This window comes from Ekhidna sp., assembly GCF_040223195.1.
GTDB lineage: Bacteria > Bacteroidota > Bacteroidia > Cytophagales > Cyclobacteriaceae > Ekhidna.
Genome location: NZ_JAVKDX010000017.1, coordinates 286436 through 310058, shown reverse-complemented (window position 1 = coordinate 310058; position 23623 = coordinate 286436). Strand labels below are relative to the sequence as shown.

The window sequence follows — 23623 nt, the reverse complement described above, 5'->3', positions numbered from 1 at the left end:
TTATGAGATGTTTACAATTCAGCTACGAAATTTGACAGTTCGGTAATCATTAATTGATGGTGCTAACCAGCGGAATCACTTTTGGAGTATGAAAAAAGTAAAAAAACTATCGACTTTTCTACTGCTACTGGCTGCTTTGTGCTCAAATGCACAGCAAAGTTGTGAGCTGGTGGTGAAGGTAGAGAATATTAAAACGCAAAAGGGCTCCATCATGATCGCAGTTTATGATCATCAGGATCGGTTTCTTTCCAAAGAGATATTGAGTGATGGGAAGATAATCAACAAAGATGTGGTTGAATTTTCCTTTAAAGGGCTGGGAGAGGGCTTCTATGCCATCTCCATTTTCCAGGATGAGAATGGCAATGGAAAGTTAGATTCCAACTTTATGGGTATTCCAACTGAGCCGTATGCATTCTCCAACAATGCAAAGGGGATGTTTGGGCCACCAAGTTTTGAGGACTGCCGCTTTGAAGTAGCGCAGGGAGGAAACGAAATTGTAATCAGATTGTAAAATGACGAACCCTGATAGCATAGCGTATAGCTCGTTTAAAATTAACTGGCGAAAGCAGTTTAAGGAGGGCTTTCTTATTTTCTTATTCGGAGGCATTTTTCAATTTATCCTTTGGGGTGATATAGGTATAAAATTATCGTATTTGATTATTAATTTTACTTATAGCGGATTTATGTGGATGATGCTATGGAAAGGAAGTGAAGCTTCTGTGACTGTAATGAATTCGCTTTATAGCTGGCATGATCATCCAATAAAGAGGTTTCTTGCGAGCCTTTTCACCATTGTAGCTTATACGGCTTTCGTGGTTTATTTTTTAGATTTTGCATATGACGTGACGGTTTTTGAAAAAAGTCCTGCCGAAGCTATTCAAAAACTAGATGGAGCTCCACTATTAACAACCATCCTGGTTAATCTGGGCATTAACACGTTTATGCACGGACGTGGATTTTTATTGGAGTGGAGGCAGGTTTCTATTGATAATGAGCGGTTGAAGACCGAGCAAGTTTCTTCTCAATACAATAGCCTCAAGAATCAGGTAAATCCACATTTTCTATTTAATTCTCTGAATGCGCTAAGCTCGCTGGTGTATGAGGATCAGGATAAGGCGGTGGAGTTTATCAGGAAGCTCTCGCAGGTATACCGGTATGTGCTGGAAAGCAAAGACGAAGAAGTGGTGGAAGTGGAGAAGGAAATGGATTTTGTGAAAAACTTCACTTTTCTCCAGAAAATTCGCTTCGGGGAAAATTTGAAGGTGGAAATCAGCACCAACAATCCTAAAATGTTTGTTCCACCGCTCGCTATTCAGATTTTAGTTGAAAATGCTATTAAGCACAATGTAGTAAGTGAAAAAGATCCATTGAAAGTGCAAATTGAAATAGATGATGAGTATTGTTCGGTAAGGAATACCCTGAAAGAAAAGAAAGCCAAAGACAGCACCGGAATAGGGCTGAGCAATCTTACAGATAGGTATCATTACCTAACTGACAAAAAGGTCATCATTAATAAATTCGAGGATTCATTTGAAGTGAAACTACCGCTGCTAAATATTAAAAAATGAAGTACATCATCATAGAAGACGAACAACTTGCCGCAAAGAGGCTCAGGTTTTTAATTGAAGCTATTCGTCCGGATTATGAGTTTGTGGCAAAGTTTGATTCAGTGGAGTCAGCTTCAATCTCATTGCCTGCCCTGCGATACGACCTGCTCTTTATGGATATTCAACTGGCAGATGGATTGTCGTTTGACATCTTTGATCAAATCAAAGTAGAAAAGCCGATCATTTTTACTACTGCTTATGATGAGTATGCTCTTAAGGCTTTCAAAACCAACAGCGTGGACTATTTGCTCAAACCGATTGCCGAAGAGGACTTGAATGTGGCTGTAGAAAAGTTTGAGTCAAACTTCAAAAGGGAGGCTCCAAAACCGGAACCCAGTGACATTCAGAATCTAATCAAATCACTACAACCATCTGGTAAAGAACGATTTGTGGTGAAGGTAGGGGAGCATTTGCGCACAATTGAATCCTCCAGGATCCAGTTGATTTACAGCCAGGACAAAGGGACTTACCTGTTTACAGATTCCGGCAAGCGCTATCTGGTGGACTACACTCTGGACAAGGTGGACGATATGATGAGCAAATCCGAGTTTTTCAGGATTTCCAGAAAGTTCATCATCAATCTCAATTACATCAAAGACATTATTGCATTTACAAATTCCAGGCTTGAGATTGTTGTGGATCATTTTGATGAGGATCAGGTTATTGTGGCACGAGAGCGTGTTTCTGAATTTAAAGCCTGGCTTGACAGATAAATTTGGCCACTGGTCAAATTATTTCACCATTTCAAGTGTTTCTTAATTAAATTTGAAATAATCAAAAAATTAAACGCCAGTTTATGTCCGTAGCATCAATGAGCCGAAAGGTAGTTAGGTTTAAGAATGACCTTCACGAGGAGTTCAATAAAACGCTCAATCAGCGTGTTAACCAGTATTTTAAGAATTCAAAATATGGCAGGTATGCCAATGCTGAGATGGTGGTCAAGACCATCTTTATGTTTTGCCTTTATTTCGTTCCTTACTTCATGTTCCTGCTTGGGGTAGTTCAAAACATATGGGTTTTCTATTTAATGGCGTTTTTGATGGGACTGGGAAAGGCAGGCATTGGTCTTTCTGTGATGCATGATGCAAATCACGGGGCATATTCCAGAAAAAAATGGATCAATAAGGTAGTGGGTTATTCATTGAACCTGGTAGGGGCCAATGCGACCAACTGGAAGATACAGCACAATGTGAAACACCATACTTATACCAATGTAACTGGAATGGATGAGGATATTTCTCCAAAAGGAGGAATTTTGAGATTTGATCCAAACACTCCGATGAAAAAATTTCATAAGTGGCAACATATCTACGCATGGTTTCTTTATGGCTTGATGACGATGAGTTGGATCATTGTAAAAGACTTTAGCCAGCTGGCAGAATACACCAGGGATGGCCACCTGAGAAGACAAACCAAGAGTATCACCAGAGCATGGATTTGGTTGGTGCTTACCAAGGTTTTCTATTATTCTTATATCCTTGCACTCCCTATTTTATTTACTTCATTGCCATGGTATCATATTTTGCTTGGATTCTTTTTGATGCATTATGTGGCCGGATTTAGTCTTGCCATCATCTTCCAGCCTGCACACGTAATGGAGGATCATTCTTTTGAGAACGTGGAGAATACAGATGTGGTAGAAGAAAATTGGGCAGTACACCAGCTAAAGACTACCTGCAATTTCGCGCAGCGAAACAAGGTGCTTTCATGGTTTGTGGGTGGTTTAAATTATCAGATTGAGCATCACCTTTTCCCGAATATCTGTCATGTTCATTATAGGAAAATTTCTAAGATCGTAAAGAAAACAGCAGAGGAGTACAATGTGCCTTACCGATCATATCCGACTTTTATGTCAGCATTGGTTTCTCACGGAAAAATGCTCTATTCTCTGGGGAGATAAATGAAAGCTTTGCTGGAAGAAATAGGGAGTTGCACGGTGTGTAGCTCCTTTTTTTTGCATGAACCCAGACCGGTTGTTCAGGCTTCCAAGTCTTCTAAGCTTTTAATCATAGGTCAGGCTCCCGGCAGAAAAGTGCATGAATCGGGTATCCCATGGGATGATGCCAGTGGGAGAAACCTACGCAAGTGGCTGGGTATTTCTGATGAAGTATTTTACGATGAGGGTAAGGTTGCTTTGATTCCTATGGGGTTTTGTTATCCTGGATCGGGAAAATCAGGCGACCTGCCTCCAAGACCCGAATGTGCTCCGCTGTGGCACGAAAAACTGATGGGTCACTTCAATTCGCTTAAACTCATACTGCTAGTGGGTCAGTATGCGCAGAAATACTATTTGGGTGATACTGCCAGAGCGACTTTAACAGAGACTGTCAAAGCCTATGAGGAGTACTTGCCGAGGTATTTACCTTTGCCACACCCTTCTCCCAGGAATCAACTATGGATAAAGAAGAATCCGTGGTTTGAATTGGAACTGTTGCCTCATTTGAAGGCACAAACCTCCAAAGCCTTGTCATTGTAAATTACCCAAAAAGTGGTATTGATATTGTGATGGATAGCTAGGATTTTAGCATTTCACTTAGTCAATAGAAAATGAACGTATCAATCATATCTACTTACAGGGAAAAGAAAGCAGCGGAGGTTCAACCCAGGGCAAAACGCCTCTCCAGGCTGCTGCTGGAAATTGCGGAAAGAAACCTGGAATGTCCCGAAAGCGGTCACTTAATTTCCCTCAATGGAATAGAGAAGTTGAAAAGGAAGCTCGCCTTGTAGCGAGTTCCAGACAGCTATTTATCCAAGCTTATCAAATAGCCAATTGAAAAATTGGACTTTCTGTCAAAAATATACGAATAAGTAGGCTCCAGATAGATCGCGCTGTATATTACGTTAGCAGCTTTTGACCTTTCATTGGTAGTTGCATATTCTCCCGGAGGGTTTAAAACAAGATACCTTTCATCGTCTTTAACTTCATCTTTCGTCAGCTCGTAAATCATTCCCCCAAGCATGAAGCACAAGTTTCTGTTTTTTTGAGGCACTTTCAGTAGTGCATCCCGTACTTGTCTAAATACTGTGGTATCCTGAACATCTCCAAGAAAATACTTGGAGCCATGGGTTTCAATACTGAAGGTATCCATATTGCTTACCCATGAAATCTTCGTATTTCCTGATCCAATGTCTACCAAAAATGACTCGCTGATGAACTCTTTAGGAATGGTAGCTATTAGCGCCAGCTCTGCCTCCCTATCTGCACTTATTGGGATAAGTTTCATCCCTGATTTGGCTAGCTCTGCGACCAGGGAAGAGGTATCGCCAAGCTTTCCAACGCTGGAACTGGCCACCAGGTGTATGTTCTTTGCAGAGACGCCAAGCGCCCTGATTTCCTTATTAAAACTCTCGATTTGAGCCAATATCTCAGCTGTTGAACTAACTCCATAGATGATATTACTCCTTCCAAAGAAAGATTTTTCCAATGTCCATCTGCCATCCTTATCTATCTCAATGATGAAATAGTTTAATCCCAGCGAACCAACTTCTATCACAGCTTTTAGCTGACCATTGATCGGCTTTAATGGTTGGTAATCAAACGATTGGATATCTAAAGGCTTATCTTCTGGTAGGTCTCTTTTAGTATTGGATTCCTGTTCCTTCTTTTTAGGACCACAACCTGCAGCCAATAGCAGTACAATGAAACAAAGGTGAATGAGAAGTCTCATATGTTGACTATACTGATTTTAAGCTAATTCACGCAAATCTACTGGAACAACTTTAGAAACTCCCTGTTCCTGCATGGTAACTCCATAAATGACATCTGTACTGGCCATTGTGCGCTTGTTGTGGGTTACTATGATGAATTGTGATTCCTTCGAGAACTTGCGGATGATCTCATTGAATTTATCAATGTTGGCGTCATCTAGTGGTGCATCCACCTCATCGAAGATACAGAAGGGGGCGGGCTTCAATAGGTAAATTGAGAAAAGGAGGGAGGTGGCCGTAAGTGTCTTTTCACCGCCTGAAAGTTGGTTAATAGTGAGCGGTCGTTTTCCTTTTGGCTTGGCTATAATGTCGATGGAGCTTTCGAGCGGCTGATCCGGATTGGTCAGGATCAGGTCACAATCATCCTCCTCTGTAAAAAGCGTTCTGAATACCTTGATGAAGTTGTCCTTGATTTGCTGAAAAGCATCCATAAAAGTCTCCTTGGCCACCTCATCAATTTCTCCAATGGTCGTAAGCAGGGACTCCTTGGCTTTCATCAAATCTTCTTTCTGCTCGGTAATGAAAGTATGTCGCTCCTGAATTTCTTCGAAAGCTTCCATGGCCATCGGGTTGATAGGGCCCATGGTGTCAATCCGATTTCTAAGCTTTTCTACCTTGCTTCTCAACTCATCTTCGCTAAACTTTTTATAGTCGGCAATGTCTTCTTCTTTGACCTTTTCCAGATCGATATTGAACTCAACAGACAATCTGTCTTTTACTGAATTGAGGCCAATCTTGGCGTCATTGAGTTTGTTTTGCCATTCCATAAGGGCGTGATCAATGCCTTCCCGTTTACGCTGAATTTCCCGCAGGCTTTTTTCCTCTTCGTCTATAAGGGTCCTGGCTTCATAATATTCCCTTTCGGCTTCATTGACACCCGTTTCCAGCGTTTCTTTTTCTTCGTACATGGATACCAGCTCATCGTCGCTGGCCGTGCTTTTCTTCACCAGTTCGTTCAGGTTGCCTGTGGCACTTTCGAGTTCCTCCCTATTTTTTTCAATCCGACCAATTGAGCTTTCGTAGGATTCTTCTTTGAACGATATCTCCTGCAGGATGCTATTGAGTTTATTTTGTCTCTGATGGAAAACTACATTCTCCTCATTATAGGAAATTGATTTGCGGTCAAGCGCTTCCTGTAGGGTGAGTGCTTCTTCCTTCTTGGCCTCCACACTTTTTTCCAGTTCGAGTAACTCAGCTAGCTCTTTTTCCGCCTGAGGTTTCAAGGTTTCCAATGCTTTCTCAAGCTCAACAATTTGTTGTTGGATGTCCTCTCTTCGGTTTTTGTTGGAAGTAAGCAGCTCCACAAATTGTTCCTGCTTTGTCTGCACAGAAACCTCAATTTCCTTGATTCGGGATAGCTCTTCCTTAACCTCTTCAAGCTGGGCAGACTTGGAGGACTGACGCAATTCCTCAAGCTTGGATTGATGCTTGTGGATGATATCCTCCGTAGAAGCCTGGCTCTTTTTTAAGTCCTTGATTTCAACTTCCAGTTTTTCCAGGTTTTTGGCACGGCCGATTCTTTTCCCTTCGAATAAACCGATGGATCCTCCGGAAATACTGTACTTTCTGAACGTCACTTTCCCCTCCTTATCCAAAAGAACAATGTTGTCTTTTCCAGCCTGGGTCGGATTGGAAGAGATATAAACATTCCAAAGCAGGTGTTTGATCAGGCTTTCGTACTTGGCATCATAGTCAATAAGGTCAAGGGCAGATTGGCTACCTGCTGGCGCATTTACCTGGTCTTCCTTATAAGAAGCCAAATTTTCAAGCACAAAGAAGTTTGCTTTTCCCCGGGTAGACTCACTTAGCAGGTTGACTGCCTTTAGAGCATCTTCCTGCCTATCCACGATGTAATAGTTCATGAAGGGCTCCAGGAAATTCTCAATCGTCACCCGATATTCCTGTGGGCAACTAATCACATCGGAGAGGAGCGGAGCATCTTTCCATTGTGGATTTTTCTTTAAAAACTTTATGGCCTCTGGGAAGCCTTCCAGATTGTCTACTAGTGATTTGGTGAGGTTGAATTCATTTTGGCGGGCATCCAGCGTTCGGTTGATTTTGGTGAGTGCTTCCCTTGCTTGTGCCACCTTATCTTCCGTGTCTGCGATTTGCTCTTTGAGGGTTTCTTCAGAAGCCTTTAGTGCATCGAAAATGGTTTGCTTCTCCTTTTTTTCTTTACTTATTTGCTCCAGCCGGTATTTAAATTCCTCCAGGTTGGCACTTTTTTCACTTGAATCTTCGCTCGTTTTGCTTAGTTCACCCAGCATGGATTTCAGCTGGATGTCTTTGATTTCAATTTCCTTACTAATCTGAAACTGATGATCCTTTTTCTCCGAGTAGTACTGGTTCAGGGAATTTAGCTTCTCCTGCGCTTCAGTTGTCAAAGACTTCTGTGATTCATAATCACTCTTCAAGCCCTCCACCTTGGATAGGATAGCGGTTACGTCTTTTTCAACCTCGCGTGCCTCATTTCGCAATCCTTCCAGGGAGACTGCCGCCCGCTCGCTACTCTGCTTGTCCTGGCTGATTTGTTCCTTCAGCGACTCAATTTTATCCTGAAGAAATTTCTGACGTTCGTTTTTGATTTTCTTGTCACTCTCGTACTGCCGAATCTTGCTTACGTGCTCGTTTAACGATTTCTGTCTGGAAGACAGCAGCTTTTCCTTATTGATGAGGTCGGCCTTCACCTTCTCGATAGACGCTTCTTTTTCGTTTACCATTGCATTGAGCGCGCCCTTCTTGTCATTCTCTTCCTGGATTTGCTTTTGAATGGTATCGAAGTGCTCCTGCTGATTGGTCATCGCCTTTTTCGCAAGTGCAATGCTGGAGTTTTTGTAGTCGTCTTTTATTTCATAGTACTTTTTAGCCTGACTGGCCTGACGTTCCAGCGACTTGAGGTTCTTCTCAATCTCAAAAAGGAGGTCTTCCACTCGCTCCAGATCAGTATCCGTGTCGCTGAGTTTTTTTAGGGTTTCCTTCTTTCGTATTTTGAATTTGGATATACCTGCTGCCTCCTCGAAAAGTGCACGGCGGGAGTTGTCTTTGTCATTCAGGATATCATCTACCATTTTGAGCTCTATGATGGCATAGCTATTTGATGCAATTCCGGTATCGAGGAATAGGTTGGTGATGTCTTTCAATCGGCAGGTAATGCCATTAAGCAGGTATTCACTTTCACCGGATCGATAATATCTACGGGTGATGGTCACCTGAGAATATTCCGTTGGGATAAGGTTTTTCGTGTTGTCAAAGGTAAGGGAGACTTCTGCCAGCTGTGTGGGCTTTCTGGCTTTGGTGCCATTAAAAATCACGTTCTCCATCTTGTCTGACCGGAGCACCCGTGATTTTTGTTCACCCAAAACCCAACGAATAGAATCAACTACATTCGACTTTCCGCATCCATTGGGACCTACAATCCCGGTTATTCCCTCGTCAAAGTTGATGATCACCCGATCAGCAAAACTTTTGAACCCCTTTATCTCTAACTTAGTTAACTGCATGCAAAAAACATTCGATCCTTACCGGTGAAGCGGACAAAAATATAAGATTCGATGGCAACTAGGTCTTTTGAATCTTAAATTGTTTGATGGATTTATCCACCATTTTTCCCCAATGGTGACATTAGTATAGGGTCATTGTTCTTTTATGTAATTATTTAAAAGTTTGATCGAATGAATTGCGGTTATTTTAAATGTTCGTTGCATTATTGTGTCTGCATGAAAGCAATTTCGTGAAACGCTTAACTTTATGATAAAAGTCATTTATTTTTAAATGGACTTGACAGCAAGAGTAATATGGATAAACCCACCATTCTATATGTAGACGATGATCAATTCAATATCACATTGTTTGAATTCAATTTCAAAAATGAGTTTGAGATATTGAATGCCACGTCGGGATCTGAAGCTTTACAACTCATTAAAGAACATGATGAGATTGCTGCTATTGTGAGCGATGTGAGAATGCCCGAGATGGATGGAATTGAGTTTATCACCAAAGTGAAGGAAACCAAAGAAAACCTGCCTTGCTTCCTGCTGACAGGCTATGGTGGTGCGCAGGAGGTAGTAGATGCGATCGATCAGAACCTCATTGTGGGGTATTTTAGTAAGCCTTTCGATAAGGAAAATATCATCACTACACTCAAGACAACAATAAACGAATAAGCGACCAGACTCTTCATGCTTATTACCTAACTTAGCTTCATGGATGATTTTAGTTTTTGGTGGTATATCATAGCAGCTGTCATTTACTTCCTGACCAGAAGTAAGAAAAAGCAGCAACCAAACACTCGTCCGGGATCAGAAAACAATCCACCTCCAAGTCAGCCCAAATCCTTTGAGGACTTGCTTCGCGAAATAACTGAGGGTAGGTCAGACGAAGATAAGCCGGTATTTAAGCAAGAGCCCGTAAGGATCGATCGGGAAGAGCGGGAGAAGGAAGACATAAGGCTTGAAGGGGAGAGGAGAGCGTTTGCGGATGATGAAAGCAGGCGTGTGTATGAAGAGTCCATTAAGATGGCAGAAGGTGCTGATTTGGTTTTTGAGCCGGATGAAGCCTTTCAAGAGCCACGACTATTCAAAGCACCTAAGGCTGATCAAGAAGATAAGTGGACGCTTGCCGATGAAATTAGGGATGGGCTTAATTCCTCCGAAGCAAAGAAGGCTGTGATCTACAGCGAAATCCTGAGCAGAAAATATTAATCACCTCTTTTCAGGTCAAATGCATGAGGAAGCAAGTCCTCTGAATAATGTGTGTTGGATTCATCTCCGTCGCAGTAGCTTTTGATTTCCGGGTTTCCAAATTCATGAATGACCTGCCTGCAGGCTCCACATGGAGGCGTAGGTTTAGGCGTTGGAGTGTAAACCACCAATTTCTTTATCTCGATTTTACCCTCGACGTTGATTGCGTTAGCTATGGCATTTCGTTCCGCACAGGTGGTCAGCCCGTATGAAGCATTTTCTACATTGCATCCGGTATACACATGACCGGAAGCTGTAAGTAGCGCACAGCCAACTTTAAAGTTGCTGTATGGTGCGTATGCTTTGGTAGCTGCTTCCAGTGCTTTTTCCTTTAATTCCTTTTCAGACATATTCAATGTTAATGAAAACTTAAATAATATCTTCTATTCGTCCCTTGCTCGATATGTTTAGTAGTTTGCCAAATCAAAATTTAAAACTGACAGATATGAGATACTTACTGACTTTCATGATTGCTTCTTTATTGGTGGGTTGCACTACACCAGCCACCAATCCGCTCGTTATTACAGATCAGGATGAGCAGGTGCTTCGTGAGTTCAAAACCGTCTTGTGGCCAAAGGCCTACCGTGAGCAGGATACCGTGCTGCTGGATCAGCTGCTGCATGAGGAGTTTGAGATGGTGGATGATAATGGAGACAAGTATACCAAAGCGGATGAAATGGAGTATGTATCGAACTACGGTCCAAGCTATGATGCGTTTGACTTTGAAATCACCCGATTGGATATGTTTGACAATGGCACGGCTGTAATCTCGGGTACTGGCACGATGAAAGGAGTGGAGGGAGCCGAGGCGTATATCACAAAATACAAATCAAGCAATATCCTGATCAAAGTGGACGGAAAGTGGAAGGCTATCAATAGCCACGTGAGTGGCGTGAAGGAAGAGCGCTTTCCGATGGCTCAAGAATCTGGGGAAGAATAAAAAAACCTGACCGATTTAGCCAGGTTTTTTACGTTTTATGTGATTAGCTATCTTTTCGCCAGATCAATGTAAGCTCGCTCGTTGTGGCCGGTATATACCTGCCTCGGCCTTCCGATCGGCTCACCCATTTCTCTCATTTCTTTCCACTGTGCTATCCATCCCGGAAGCCTGCCTAGTGCAAACATCACGGTGAACATATCCGTCGGGATACCTAATGCTCTGTAGATGATGCCTGAGTAGAAGTCTACATTTGGATAGAGTTTTCTTTCCACGAAATACTCATCTCTCAGCGCTTCTTCCTCCAGCCCTTTGGCAATGTCCAATACCGGATCTACCACACCTAGTTTATTCAGCACATCGTCGGCTGCCTTTTTGATGATCCGTGCTCGCGGATCAAAGTTTTTGTATACCCTGTGACCAAATCCCATCAATCGGAACGGATCGTCCTTGTCTTTTGCTTTGGCCATCCATTTTTTGGTGTCCCCGCCATCTGCCTTGATGTTTTCCAGCATCTCAATTACCGCCTGGTTTGCACCTCCGTGAAGTGGTCCCCACAGGGCATTGATGCCGGCTGAGATGGATGCCCACAAGCTTGCCTGACTTGAACCAACAATTCTCACAGTAGATGCAGAGCAGTTTTGCTCATGATCTGCGTGAAGGATCAATAGCTTGTCTAGTGCATTTGCCACGACAGGATCAACCTCATATTCTTCAGCAGGTAGGGCAAACATCATGTTTAGGAAGTTGCCACAATAGTCCATTTTGTTGTTTGGATAAATGACCGGGTGGCCTACCTTTTTCTTGTATGCCCAGGCAGCAAACGTTGGCATTTTGGCGAGAAGTCGAATGATCCCAAGTTCGGTTTCTTCTTTCGATCTGTTTGGGTCCAGGCTGCCAGGGTAGAAGGCCGTCTGTGCAGTAATCAAAGATGAAAGCACGCCCATCGGGTGAGCGGCAGATGGAAATCCATCGAGTATCTTTTTGATATCTTCATTCACCAGCGTGTGGTGAGTGATGTCACCTGCAAATTTGTCCAGCGTTGACTTGGAAGGCAGATCCCCATAGATCAACAAATAAGCTACTTCCAGAAAGGTGGAATTGTCAGCAAGCTGCTCAATGGGATAGCCTCTGTAGCGGAGTATTCCTTGCTCTCCATCAAGGAAGGTAATCGCACTTTCGCATGAGCCGGTATTCTTAAATCCACGGTCCAGCGTGATCACTCCGGACTGACCTCTGAATGCACTAATATCAATGGCTTTTTCCTGCTCGGTACCTTCTACAACCGGCAGTTCATATGTCTGTCCATCAATGATTATTTGGGCGGTTTTTGACATGTTGCTTATCTGATTTGCTGATTTATAAATTTCCTCGAACTTAATGATTTTTATCCAGATTTTGAAGGCTTAATTGCCATTCAAAATGAGCGGAAGTCCATCTTTGCCACCACCAATTACGATCACTTTTGAATTGGGGGAATTGGCTATTTCCATCGTTGCTTCTATCCCTCTCATTCTTAACAACTCAGGAGTCAAACTACTGTTTATGATTTTGTTTGCTGCAGCCTCTCCTTCTGCGGCAATTCGCTTACGCTCTGCCTCGCTTTTTTCCTTTTCCAAACGGTATTGATATGCTTGAGCTTCTTGTTCTTGTTTCTGCTTGTTTTCGATTGAGGTTTTGATTTGCTCAGGCAGATTAATGGAGCGAATGGGCATACTAATCATTTCAACCTCGTTTCCCTCTGCACCAAGTATTTCTCCTGTTTCGTCTTTAATTGCATTTTCAACTTCGCTTCGCTTTGTCGAATAGATTTCTTCGGCTGTATAGCGCCCCATTACTCTTCTGACGGTCGATCGAACCTCCGGTTTTACCAAAATATTAATGTACTGGCCTTGGAATTTTTCCTGAATAATCCCGATCATATTGTACCTTGGGTGGAAACGGACGGTAACGTCCACGTCAATCCTAAGGCCATTTTTGTCCAATACGTTCATGGTCTCATCAATGCTTTGCTCAGCTACGTTGTATATGTAAATCTCATTCCAGGGAGCCTTCATGTGCCAGCCCGGACCAATGATATTGTCCTTTTCAAGATCTCCACTCAGGGTCTTAAAGAGTACGGCTCTTTCTGATGCTTCAATTCGATAAAATATGCGATTGGCTGCAGAGAATAGCACAATGATGGCTATCACTGCAATGATCACAAATGGTAAATACTTTCTGTTGTCCATTTCGGATTTTGATTAAGGATGTTAAATGTATCGCAAAGGTAACAACCCAGTGTTATGTCCGGTTCAGTTGGCGGGCTTTAGTGTAAGTTTATTTTTTGATTGCCTGATTTGTTCATTATTCATGTTCATTTTCCTGAATTCACCATTGGCATACATCTCTGCCTGATCGGAATAGTAGGGGCTAAAATAGTTTCCTGACTGTCCGGTAGGGAGGATGCTCCAGCTATTATTTCGTACATCTGAGAAATCTACAATCCGTCGGGTAGAGGGGCCAAATCGAATGATTTGCTTCATGGTCTCGTCATAGGTATAGCCCATGTTGTTGAGCACTTCATTTCCACCGGAAACGGGAAAGCTTCCTACATTAAAGAAGCCTATCACATCACCCATGGCATGCTTATGCTCCAGGGCATGTGCATCTCCCCACTTCCATTTCGTAAAATCATCTCCCCAATACCGGCTTAAGTCTGCTATGGTGCTTTCAAATGCCTGACGAATAATGTCTGCCCGTGTTTCTACCACTTCGGTGGTGTCATTGTCCCACCATTTGGAGTTTTCCTTTTTTATGAGGTTTTCAGCCGCTACTTTGTAGGTATGTGTGCGCTTGTAAACCGGCCACAGTTCATCCCCAATTTCATCTTTCTGTGCTGCTTTCAATATTTCATTTAGCCACCGCTGAAAAATAAGCGGCCGGAAGTCATCGCGATCGAAGGTTCCTTCCCATTGGATCAGCGCCCTGAGCAATTGAGATCTTTCCGTGTCTTTGATTGCGTGAAGCATAATTCCTTTCACCGCTTCGTGCATCATGGATTTATCATCCATCAGCATGGTCTTGATTTCATCTACTGTCTTGATGGAATCTTCTGAAAGAATCTCTACAATTCGCTCACCTCGATCGTCTGGCAAATAATACCCGGAGTAGAGCACGCCATCTACGGTATCCGGCTGATTGTTGGCACTATGCACATAGCCCCACGGTGGGTTTATGGCGTGAGGGTTTTTAGTAAAACCATAAAACGCATTGGCATCATCCAGTCCGGTAGATCCGTCATAGAATGTCTTACTGGTTTGCTCATCCCTTCGTTTTATCAGCTTTCCGGCCGCCCACCATGCTACATTCCCGTCTTTGTCTCCATACATGATATTGAGGCCCGGGCCATGAATCTGAGAAGCAGCCTGCTCCACCTCATTGATATTTTCTGCCGTAAGCATGCCATAAACTGCTTCGATCATATAATTGGGTTGGTTGGTAGTGACCCAATACATAGAGACTACTTCATCGAGCGGCTCTTCCTGCAGGATGTCTGAAACGACAGGTCCATGCAAAGTGTACCGAATGACGAAGCTGACCGGATCACTTCCTTTGACGCTTATAGTCTCTTCCTGAAGTTTAATCTTCTTCCATTCTCCGTCGTGCCGGTACATTGTGGAGTCCTCGGGATGAATCTCCTCTACGTAAAAATCCATATCATCATTTTCAAACATGGTAAGGCCGGTTGCCTGCCTTTCAGAATGCATAAGCAGGGGGAAGGGTGCCCCTGGAACATGGTAACCGTAGTATTCATTTTTAGGAGAGATGAGGTGTGATTCATACCATACAGAGGGCTGACTGAAGGCAATGTGTGGGTCGTTGGTCAGGATAACTTCTCCGGTTTCAGTCCTGCTTCCAGACAGTACCCAGCTGTTGCTTCCGATAAATTCCGGCACCTTCAGGTTATTCAATATCGCAGCAGTTTGCTTTGCCTGAAGGCTATACCTCGCATCGAAGGGTTTTAACGTCGATTCACCTTCATAATGATAAATGCTGAGGTCTTGTAAATAGGTAGTGTCCAGCTTATTTGATAGTTCTGTTAGGACGGGATCAGTAATGTGTGCATTGCTGAAGCTAAACGACATATAGGTCAGTATTTCAAAGACATTTTGCACTTCAAAAGGCTCTGGCTCCAGGCTAAGTAGGGTATATTCCAGCGGTTTCGGATTGTTACTGATGTAGGCATTGATGCCATCGATGTAGGCCTTCACCAGTGGCAGGCTTTCGTGATTTCTTATCATATATTCTTTAGCTGATGCAGCAGCGTACTGGCTCAGCCCCATGGTTCGGAGAAACTTATCCGCCTCAACCATGTCAGTACCAAAGAGCTCAGAGAGGCGGCCACTGCCCACATGCCGTAGCAGGTCCATTTGCCACAGTCGCTCCATTGCATGGATGTATCCCAGGGAACGATACGCATCTTCATCACTTTGGCCATAAATGTGTGGAATTCCATGTTTGGTGAAATATACTTCTGAGCTGGAGGAGAGGCCTTTCAGGGAAACTTCCCCGGAGTAGGAAGGAGTAAGGGAGGATTTGATATAAAAGGCATAAGCCGCTACTCCGATGATGACAAGTAGAATGATTGCCAGAAGAATTTTGAGAATTTTCATTTTCAAGGTTGATTTTAAGGCAAAATAAAAAAGCCGCCTCAATTTGAGACGGCTTCAATGTTACTCTTTTATTTCCTCATAATCCTTGAAAGGAGAGGTGTCGAGATTTTCCACTGCCGACCTGAACTCTGGCCATTTTTCTGCATAATAGCCATTCACCATTTTCATGGCTTCTGCCAGATCATCCTCAAACTTCTTGATCAGTTTCTTTTCGGTATCCCCGGGGGCGTGTAGCGCTCCTGAGGTGTACCAGTTTGCTGTGCCGTATGAGTTGCTTACACTATTCGGTGTACCACGAGTGATCCCCTGGCGATCATCTTCTTTACCAAGGAATACATCCAGCATACTATTCAAGGTGTCGATGGTTGATTTACACAACTCTAACTGATCTTTGAATCCTTCTTTATCCTTTCCTTTCAAATCTCCCTGGATTCCTTTCGCAATGTCAATGCTTTCCTTCAATCGATCTACTGCTTTTACACCCATTGCATATTTTGCTTCAAGGTCTTTCAGGGTATTGTACTTCGCTCGGATAGCAACGTCTGACATCTCAATTCTTGGATCATACTGTACCTCAATATTGGTGGAATCCTTCTGATCACCGAATGTGAATCGCACTTTGTATGAACCAGGCAGGACTGTAACGCCACCCGGCTCACGATTTCCACTTCGCTCCCTGCGGCTCATTCGGTCAGGGCCTTTCTCATCCATGTACCAAAAAGTACGGTGGATTCCGTTTTCATCCGGTGCTTTGGATTTCAGTGTTCGGATCACCTCATTGCCATTGATGATTTCTACAGTGATGGAATCGTAAGAAACCTTTGATTCTTCTTTTTTCTCGTCACTCACTTTCTCATTGTCATTCTTCTTTTTCTTGCCTTTCTTATCCTCCTCTTTTTCCTCTTTTTTATCTTCCGGCCGATTGATAGAGTACGAAAGCATAGCTCCGTACGGCCGGTTCTCACCATTATAAAGCGCATCCCCACCAAACCTGGAGCCGGTTGGCTGTTGATTAGAAGCTACATAAGCAATCGGAGGTTCGTATACATTTAGCATTTTCTTGAGTGTAGAAGTGCCATTTCTGGCAATCTCTCTAATCGGGCGGATGTCATCCATGACCCAGAATGCCCTACCAAAGCTTCCAATCACAAGGTCATGCTCACGAGGGTGAATAACCATATCGTATGCATTGGTAGTAGGGAAGCCCTCGGTCCATTTGGTCCAGTTGGCCCCAGCATCCACACTCACATAGAGTCCATCATCTGTACCCAGGAATAGCAGCCGGGATTCTTCAGGGTCTTCTACGATGCTAAGTGTGTAGCTGATCACATCATTGCCATCAACGATTCGCTCCCAAGTCTGTCCATAGTCTTTAGTGCGGTATGCATATGGGGTGTAATTAAACCTTCTGTAGTCATTGGCTACCAGCAAAGCTTCACCTTCATTTTTATTGGAAGCTTTGATCTGGGTGATCCACGATCCTTTTGGCAGACCGGGGAGGTTTGCGGCTACATTTGTCCAGCTGTCGCCTCCATTTCTGCTAATCTGCACATTGCCATCGTCCGTCCCAACCCAAAGGAGGTCTGAATTCAATGGAGATGGCTCGATCACGATTACCGTGCAGTAGTTTTCTGCGCCTGTGGCATCCATGGTCAATCCGCCGCTTTCTCCCTGCTTTTGCTTCTCAGGGTCATTGGTAGTCAGGTCAGGGGAGATGATCTCCCAGTTTTGACCGCTATCCACGCTTTTGTGTACGAACTGACTTCCGAAATAAACTACGGATGGATTCTGTGGATCTCTGGCCATCCCCACATTCCAGTTGAAGCGAAGCTCTGTGTCGCTCTCAGGATAGGTAGGTCGGATCATTTCATTGTACCCGGTTTTCCGGTCGTAAATTGAGGCATAGCCTTGCTGTGAGGTGGAGATACCATATCGGCTGTCTCGTGGGTCTGGAAGTACATCAAACCCATCACCGAATGATATTTCCTGCCAGTAGTGGTTTCTTATGCCCTGGGCTTTCCATACGTACGCCGGACCGGCCCATGAGCCATTGTCCTGCATGCCCCCGTACACATTGTAAGGAATTTCATTGTCGACATTTACATGGTAGAACTGACCCACAGGTAGGTTTTCTACAAAACGCCAGGTTTCCCCTCTGTCGCGGGTGATGTTTAGTCCACCGTCGTTTCCATCCATCATAAAGTTGGGATCATTGGGGTGGATGTACCATGCGTGGTGATCCGGGTGAACACCATTGTCTACTCCGTATGCCGGCATCAGTTGACTGAATGACTTACCACCATCCACCGATACATTCACGTAAGTGAAAATGCTGTAAACACGGTTTTCATTTACTGGATCTACATAAATCTCAAAGTAGTAGAATGGTCGGTTTCCTATATCGTCTCCATCGTTGATTTTATTCCACTTGAAGCCACCATCATCGGATCGGTAAAGTGCGTTCTTTTTTGACTCGATGATTGCGTAAACAACATTTGGTCTCGAAGGTGAGATGGCCAAACCTATTCTTCCAAGTTCGCCTTCAGGCAATCCGTCCTCATCGGTTCGCTGCTCCCAGGTTTCCCCTCCATCGTGCGTGACGTAGAGACCTGATCCCGGACCACCTGATTTGAAAAACCAGGGATCTCGCTTATGCTCCCACATAGCTGCAATGAGTTTATTGGGGTTTGTTGGATCCATGACGAGCTCGGCTGCTCCGGAGCGGATGTTTGTAAAAAGGATTCGTTTCCAGTTTTTTCCTCCGTCTGTGGTTTTGTAAACCCCACGCTCTTCATGCTCGCCCCATGGCGAACCGATGGCGGCTACATAGATCGTGTTTGGATCATTGGGGTGAACGATGATCCGGTGAATGTGTCTGGTTTTTTCAAGCCCCATTTTTTGCCAGTTCTTTCCTCCATCGAGTGTGCGGTAGATCCCGTCACCACCGTTTAGGGAGTTTCTTGGGTTTCCTTCTCCGGTTCCCACCCAAACAACCGAGGGGTTGGATTGCTGAATGGCCACTGCTCCAATGGAGGCGGTAGTCTGATCATTGAAAATCGGCTCCCAATCAATGCCGCCGCTGGTGGATTTCCAAACGCCACCTGAGGCAGAGCCCACATACATTACATCTGGCTCGTTTGTTACCACATCAATTGCGGTAATCCTGCCAGACATCCCCGCCGGGCCTATATTCCGGGGTGCCATGTTTTTTAATGCTTCCATGTCCAGCTTCTGAGCTGAAGCTGCACTGCAAAGGGTGAGAAGCATGGTAAGTAAATTGTACTTCATATTTCTTTTAGGTTTTCTGTTTTAAAGACAAGCAGTAATTTAAAAAGGATAAGGAAGAAGCGCAGGGTGAATATTGATGAGTGGTTGATTACGGAATACAGATGATCGAAACACGCACGATTTGATCCTCGTTACAAAGGGGTGCGCTTTACCATTACAGCCATTTTCGTTCTATTATTTTCTTTCTCCTATGCTCAGGAGGAAGCACCTCAGGCATATATCTTGAAGAGTATTTACTTTGGAGGTGGCAGCTATTATGTAGATGATTATCAGTATGATGAGCTGAAGTTACTGGTTGATTCGGTTAAAGATATCAGGGATTATACCATTACCATTCACAGCCATACGGACAACATCGGAGGGGCAGCCTACAACGAATGGCTATCGGAGATGCGGGGAGATGCAGTTATTGAAAAACTGCTTTTTCTTGAGTTTACATCCAATCAGATTGAGAAGCGGGATTTTGGACAGTTTAACCCCGTATATGACAACAGCACCTGGGAAGGGCGGCAAAAGAATAGGAGGGTGGACATCATCTTTTGGCCGGTAGTGATGTAAATCAATTCTTAGGCGGATTAATCATGATATGCGCTCTGTGAGTTCCCGGGTCCATAATCCAGGGAGCGCCCGGAGCAGGAGGACTCAGGGGCATCCCTGTAGATTCCTCTGTAGCATATGGAATATAAATCACATATCTGGTGTAAAGATTCTCAACCTCCCCGGTCTCCTTGTTTGGATCTCCCGTTGTGACATAAAGAGTGGCTTTGTCCGGTATTTCTAAGATGCCTGCTTTTACTTCTTCTTCTCGCTTGTCAAAAACTTGCTTAAAATCAAGGCCTTCTTTTTTTAACGCTCTTCCTCGTGCCATGTAAGGCTCTAGTGTTTTATGATAGGCTGCAACGCTAAACCCTTCTTTATTGGGGTCGTCTGCCAAACACACAAAATCATTAGTGCCAGCTCTAAGCGTCACTACCTCTCCTTCACCGTCGTAACCCAAGACGGTGGCCTCTGATCGTTGATGTTCAGGGGCCGCCAGAACTGCTGTTTTGATCTGGAATTCTTCGTCGGGCACCTCCTGTCCGGTACAGCTAAACAATAGAAATAACAACAGAGATAGTGAAGTGAGATTTTTCATGGTTTGACTTTTTGAATCTTTTCTAAAGATAGCCGGTTCCTCCATGAATTCAATTATTTTGCGATCATGAGCCGATATACTGAACCGGAACGCTCCATTCGTCACATCAAAATTGTGATGATGATTTTCCTGGGCATCACCGTGTTATACCTCATGCGAGAGCTGGCCGATTTGTTGGTGCCTCTGTTTTTTGCACTATTTTTTGCTATCCTGTTTCAGCCGGTGGTGCATTTTTTCATGCGTTTCTTTTCAGTCAATTTAAGTATTGGCATAACCACCTTACTCACCATGTCAATCTTCTTTTTCATAGGATTTGGGCTGTTTAATGTGGTTCAGGCACTTGTGGAAAACAGCGAATCGATTCTCGAGAGTATCTCTACAGATTTGCGTCCGTTCATCAATGAGTACACCCAATACTTTGGTGTCACTTTTAAGAAGGGGGAACTTCGTGACCTGGTAGCTGAGATGGTGCAAACCGGACAGTTTTGGTCAGCCTCTGGTTCGTTTATTAATAACCTATCTGGGTGGGCTGTGGAGGTGCTGATGACTATCCTGTACTTTGCAGGACTACTTGGAGCGATTACTCAATACGATCAAACTATCAGCTATATCGTTGGCGGATCAGGAGGCAGACAGGAAAAATCATTGAAGGTTTTTACCCGAATCAAAAACTCAGTAGGATCTTACATTAAAGTGAAAACATTGGTGAGCATCCTGACTGGTATCGCCGTTGGTCTGGTTTGTCTACTCTTCAATATCGACTATGCTTTGCTTTGGGGATTCCTGGCTTTTGTGCTGAATTACATCCCCTACATAGGATCGTTAATAGCGATCATCCCTCCATTGGTTTTGGGGATCATTGATGCAAGCTCTGTTTCGCAGGTATTGGTACTCTTTGTTTGTCTCGAAGGCATTCAACTGGTGATGGGGAATGTGGTGGAGCCCAAGCTCATGGGGGATTCTTTCTCTATGAATACTGTTTCAGTTCTTTTTGGATTTGTATTCTGGGCGTTTCTGTGGGGTACGGCTGGAATGCTGCTGGCTGTACCGCTTACCTTTTTGTTTAAAGTAATTCTGGAAAATATGGCTGATGCTCAGGTAGTTGTCCGCTTGATGGAAAAGAAGAAATTAGTCAAGAAAAGTGATCTTTAAACGACCCTGATCAGGTAGTAGTTTTTCTTACCTTTTTGTGCCAGCAGATACTTACCCTGCAGCGGCTTAAAATCCACAGATTGATCCGGTGCTTCAATTTTCGTTTTGTTAATACTAACTCCACCCCCCTGGATCATTTTCCTAGCTTCACCCTTGGACTTAAAAATGACTTGTTGGGTAGTTTCACTTAGAAATGTAGTGACGTCACTTCCATCCATTTCTGCTTTTGATACTTCTGTCTGAGGCACACCTTCAAACACCTGCAATAAAGTTTTCTCATCGAGGCTTTCCAGGTCTTCGGTGGTGGACTTCCCAAATAGGATGGCGCTGGCCTTGATGGCTGTTTCCAGGTCTTTCTCTGAGTGTACACGAGCGGTGAGCTCCTCTGCGAGGGTTCGCTGCAGCATCCGCTCATGAGGCACTTCTCTGTGTTCTGAGATCAACGCCTCAATTTCTTCCCGATCTTTTAGGCTAAAGATTTTGATGTATTTTTCCACATCTTCATCGGAAGAATTGATCCAATACTGATAAAATTTATATGGAGATGTTTTCTCCGGGTCCAGCCAGATATTTCCCCCTTCAGATTTTCCAAATTTAGATCCATCTGCTTTGGTAATAAGTGGGGTGGTCATGGCAAAAGCTTCGCCCTGATCTTTGCGTCGGATGAGCTCCGTACCCGTCACAATGTTTCCCCATTGATCTGAACCGCCCAACTGTAATTTGGCATTCTTATGCTTCCAGAGGTAGTAAAAATCATATCCTTGCACAAGCTGATAGGAGAATTCCGTGAACGAAAGCCCGGTTTCCAGGCGCGATTTCACCGAATCTTTGGACATCATATAGTTGACCGTGATATGCTTGCCCACATCCCGGATAAACTCCAGAAAACCAAACCCTTTAAACCAGTCATAATTATTGACCACTTCGGCCGAATTACTTCCTTCAAATGAAAGAAAACTTTCCAGTTGCTTCTTTACACACGCCAGGTTGTGATTTAGCGTTTCTTCATCCAGAAGGTTTCGCTCGGTAGATTTGCCGGAAGGATCACCCACCATGCCAGTAGCTCCGCCTACAAGGGCAATAGGTTTGTGGCCACATTTTTGGAAATGAACCAATGTCATGATCTGCACCATGTTTCCGATGTGTAGAGAGTCAGCTGTAGGATCAAACCCAATATAGGCAGTAGTCATGCCCTTATTCAGTTCCTCCTGGGTTCCAGGCATGATATCGTGTACCATGCCTCTCCATTTCAGCTCTTCTACAAAATCTTTCATTGTGACCGTTTATATGAGCGGCAAAAATAGGAGGGATGTGCCTTTGGTTCAACAAAAAGAAATTCTTTGTGACTTCAGATTAAATATTCATTCAAATTTGAGGCAAATACGGCTTGAATGATCTGGATGAGCCTATATATTTGTTGCCGGTCTGAGATAGCACCAGTAAATCTTCATTCATGCGTATTGCAGTATTATCACGAAACCCCAACTTATACTCAACCAAAAGGTTGATGGAGGCAGGCAGGAAGAAAGGTCATGAGATGATCATCATCGACCACTCCAAATGCAATATTGAAATAGAAAAGAAGAAACCCAAGATATATTATAAAGGTGAACAGGTAAATGATGTGGATGCGATCATCCCCCGGATAGGTGCCTCTGTTACGTTTTTTGGAACAGCGGTGGTGCGCCAGTTTGAAATGATGAATGTATTTTCTACCACTGAGTCTGTTGCGCTGGTGCGATCCAGGGATAAGCTGAGAAGCCTTCAGATTTTAGCAAGAGCCGGCCTGGGCTTACCAAAGACCGTTTTTACTAATTATTCTAAGGATGTGGAAACCCCTATCAATGCAGTTGGAGGAGCTCCCTGTGTGATTAAGTTATTGGAAGGGACTCAGGGGCTCGGAGTGGTTTTGGCTGAGACCAAAAAGGCAGCAGAGTCGGTTTTAGAAGCTTTCAACGGGCTACAAGCTCGCGTGATTGTTCAGGAATTTATCAAAGAAGCTGGTGGGGCGGATGTTCGGGTTTTTGTAATTGGTGATCGAATAGTGGGTGCGATGAAGCGGCAGGGTAGAGAGGGTGAGTTTAGGTCTAATCTTCACCGGGGTGGTTCTGCCCAAATTATTGAGCTTTCAGATGCAGAGGAACGTGCAGCACTTAGGGCGGCTAAAGCGATGGGACTTGGTGTTGCCGGAGTGGATATGCTTCAGTCCAGCAGGGGGCCGCTCATCCTGGAAGTAAACTCATCGCCTGGATTGGAAGGAATAGAGGCTGCTACTCAGAAGGACATTGCCGGGGAAATCATCAAGTACATTGAACGCCATGTGGATTACGATGATGAATAATTTATTGATAATCAATAGGTTAATTTTTTATCAAATTATATAATTCTCCTTACTTTATTTC

At 43.9% G+C, this 23623-nt stretch carries 21 protein-coding genes; 12 read left to right on the top strand and 9 right to left on the bottom strand.

Going from position 1 to position 23623, the window contains the following annotated elements; genetic code table 11:
* Positions 1-88: 88 nt before the first annotated feature.
* From RLN88_RS11935 to RLN88_RS11910, 6 genes are all read left to right on the top strand, one after another.
* Positions 89-511, top strand: coding sequence for a DUF2141 domain-containing protein (locus RLN88_RS11935; protein WP_350221637.1), 423 nt, complete (start codon positions 89-91; stop codon positions 509-511).
* 1 nt (position 512) lies between these two features.
* Positions 513-1568 (top strand): sensor histidine kinase, encoded by a 1056-nt coding sequence (locus RLN88_RS11930; protein WP_350221636.1) that lies wholly within the window; start codon positions 513-515, stop codon positions 1566-1568.
* Positions 1565-2320, top strand: a complete 756-nt coding sequence (locus RLN88_RS11925) for a LytR/AlgR family response regulator transcription factor (protein ID WP_350221635.1) — start codon at positions 1565-1567, stop codon at positions 2318-2320. The genes RLN88_RS11930 and RLN88_RS11925 overlap by 4 nt, the downstream gene beginning before the upstream one ends.
* A gap of 83 nt (positions 2321-2403) precedes the next feature.
* Positions 2404-3507 carry a fatty acid desaturase family protein gene (locus RLN88_RS11920; protein WP_350221634.1) on the top strand — a complete coding sequence of 368 codons (1104 nt, stop codon included), beginning with the start codon at positions 2404-2406 and terminating at the stop codon, positions 3505-3507.
* A complete protein-coding gene (locus RLN88_RS11915) occupies positions 3508-4083 on the top strand; it encodes a uracil-DNA glycosylase family protein (protein WP_350221633.1) in 576 nt (191 codons plus the stop codon). It abuts the gene before it with no gap.
* A gap of 71 nt (positions 4084-4154) precedes the next feature.
* Positions 4155-4334 (top strand): hypothetical protein, encoded by a 180-nt coding sequence (locus tag RLN88_RS11910; protein WP_350221632.1) that lies wholly within the window; start codon positions 4155-4157, stop codon positions 4332-4334.
* A gap of 14 nt (positions 4335-4348) precedes the next feature.
* On the opposite strand, the gene RLN88_RS11905 is transcribed toward RLN88_RS11910, so the two are convergent.
* Together RLN88_RS11905 and smc are read right to left on the bottom strand one after the other, a co-directional pair.
* Positions 4349-5275, bottom strand: coding sequence for a hypothetical protein (locus tag RLN88_RS11905; protein WP_350221631.1), 927 nt, complete (start codon positions 5273-5275; stop codon positions 4349-4351).
* A gap of 18 nt (positions 5276-5293) precedes the next feature.
* The gene (smc, locus tag RLN88_RS11900; protein ID WP_350221630.1) at positions 5294-8815 is read right to left on the bottom strand and encodes a chromosome segregation protein SMC; all 3522 of its coding nucleotides are present in this window, start codon (positions 8813-8815) and stop codon (positions 5294-5296) included.
* Positions 8816-9109: 294 nt separating this feature from the next.
* Here smc and RLN88_RS11895 point away from each other — a divergent pair, with 294 nt between their 5' ends.
* Together RLN88_RS11895 and RLN88_RS11890 are read left to right on the top strand one after the other, a co-directional pair.
* Positions 9110-9478: a response regulator gene (locus RLN88_RS11895; RefSeq protein ID WP_350221629.1), complete on the top strand. Its 369-nt coding sequence runs from the start codon at positions 9110-9112 to the stop codon at positions 9476-9478.
* A 39-nt stretch (positions 9479-9517) separates the two neighbouring features.
* Entirely contained in the window at positions 9518-10015 is a 498-nt protein-coding gene (locus tag RLN88_RS11890; RefSeq protein ID WP_350221628.1) for a hypothetical protein, read from the top strand.
* Here the strand turns inward: RLN88_RS11890 and RLN88_RS11885 are convergent.
* Positions 10012-10404: a cytidine deaminase gene (locus RLN88_RS11885; protein WP_350221627.1), complete on the bottom strand. Its 393-nt coding sequence runs from the start codon at positions 10402-10404 to the stop codon at positions 10012-10014. The genes RLN88_RS11890 and RLN88_RS11885 overlap by 4 nt on opposite strands.
* Positions 10405-10499: 95 nt before the next feature.
* Between RLN88_RS11885 and RLN88_RS11880 the strand changes: the two genes are divergently transcribed.
* Positions 10500-10994, top strand: coding sequence for a nuclear transport factor 2 family protein (locus RLN88_RS11880; protein WP_350221626.1), 495 nt, complete (start codon positions 10500-10502; stop codon positions 10992-10994).
* 47 nt (positions 10995-11041) lie between these two features.
* Here the strand turns inward: RLN88_RS11880 and RLN88_RS11875 are convergent, their stop codons facing one another.
* From RLN88_RS11875 to RLN88_RS11860, 4 genes are all read right to left on the bottom strand, one after another.
* The gene (locus RLN88_RS11875; protein ID WP_350221625.1) at positions 11042-12328 is read right to left on the bottom strand and encodes a citrate synthase; all 1287 of its coding nucleotides are present in this window, start codon (positions 12326-12328) and stop codon (positions 11042-11044) included.
* A 69-nt stretch (positions 12329-12397) separates the two neighbouring features.
* On the bottom strand, positions 12398-13222 hold the full coding sequence (locus RLN88_RS11870; RefSeq protein ID WP_350221624.1) for a prohibitin family protein: 825 nt from the start codon (positions 13220-13222) through the stop codon (positions 12398-12400).
* 63 nt (positions 13223-13285) lie between these two features.
* Positions 13286-15646, bottom strand: coding sequence for a penicillin acylase family protein (locus RLN88_RS11865; protein WP_350221623.1), 2361 nt, complete (start codon positions 15644-15646; stop codon positions 13286-13288).
* Positions 15647-15706: 60 nt separating this feature from the next.
* Positions 15707-18934 (bottom strand): WD40/YVTN/BNR-like repeat-containing protein, encoded by a 3228-nt coding sequence (locus RLN88_RS11860; protein WP_350221622.1) that lies wholly within the window; start codon positions 18932-18934, stop codon positions 15707-15709.
* 141 nt (positions 18935-19075) lie between these two features.
* Between RLN88_RS11860 and RLN88_RS11855 the strand changes: the two genes are divergently transcribed.
* Positions 19076-19492, top strand: coding sequence for an OmpA family protein (locus RLN88_RS11855; protein WP_350221621.1), 417 nt, complete (start codon positions 19076-19078; stop codon positions 19490-19492).
* Position 19493: 1 nt separating this feature from the next.
* Here the strand turns inward: RLN88_RS11855 and RLN88_RS11850 are convergent, their stop codons facing one another.
* A complete protein-coding gene (locus RLN88_RS11850; protein ID WP_350221620.1) occupies positions 19494-20069 on the bottom strand; it encodes a hypothetical protein in 576 nt (191 codons plus the stop codon).
* Positions 20070-20135: 66 nt separating this feature from the next.
* On the opposite strand from RLN88_RS11850, the gene RLN88_RS11845 reads away from it, so the two are divergent.
* Positions 20136-21221 carry an AI-2E family transporter gene (locus tag RLN88_RS11845; RefSeq protein WP_350221619.1) on the top strand — a complete coding sequence of 362 codons (1086 nt, stop codon included), beginning with the start codon at positions 20136-20138 and terminating at the stop codon, positions 21219-21221.
* Here RLN88_RS11845 and tyrS read toward each other — a convergent pair.
* Positions 21218-22495 (bottom strand): tyrosine--tRNA ligase, encoded by a 1278-nt coding sequence (gene tyrS, locus RLN88_RS11840; protein WP_350221618.1) that lies wholly within the window; start codon positions 22493-22495, stop codon positions 21218-21220. The genes RLN88_RS11845 and tyrS overlap by 4 nt on opposite strands.
* Positions 22496-22674: 179 nt before the next feature.
* Here tyrS and rimK point away from each other — a divergent pair, with 179 nt between their 5' ends.
* Positions 22675-23562: a 30S ribosomal protein S6--L-glutamate ligase gene (gene rimK / locus RLN88_RS11835; protein WP_350221617.1), complete on the top strand. Its 888-nt coding sequence runs from the start codon at positions 22675-22677 to the stop codon at positions 23560-23562.
* Positions 23563-23623 lie beyond the last annotated feature (61 nt).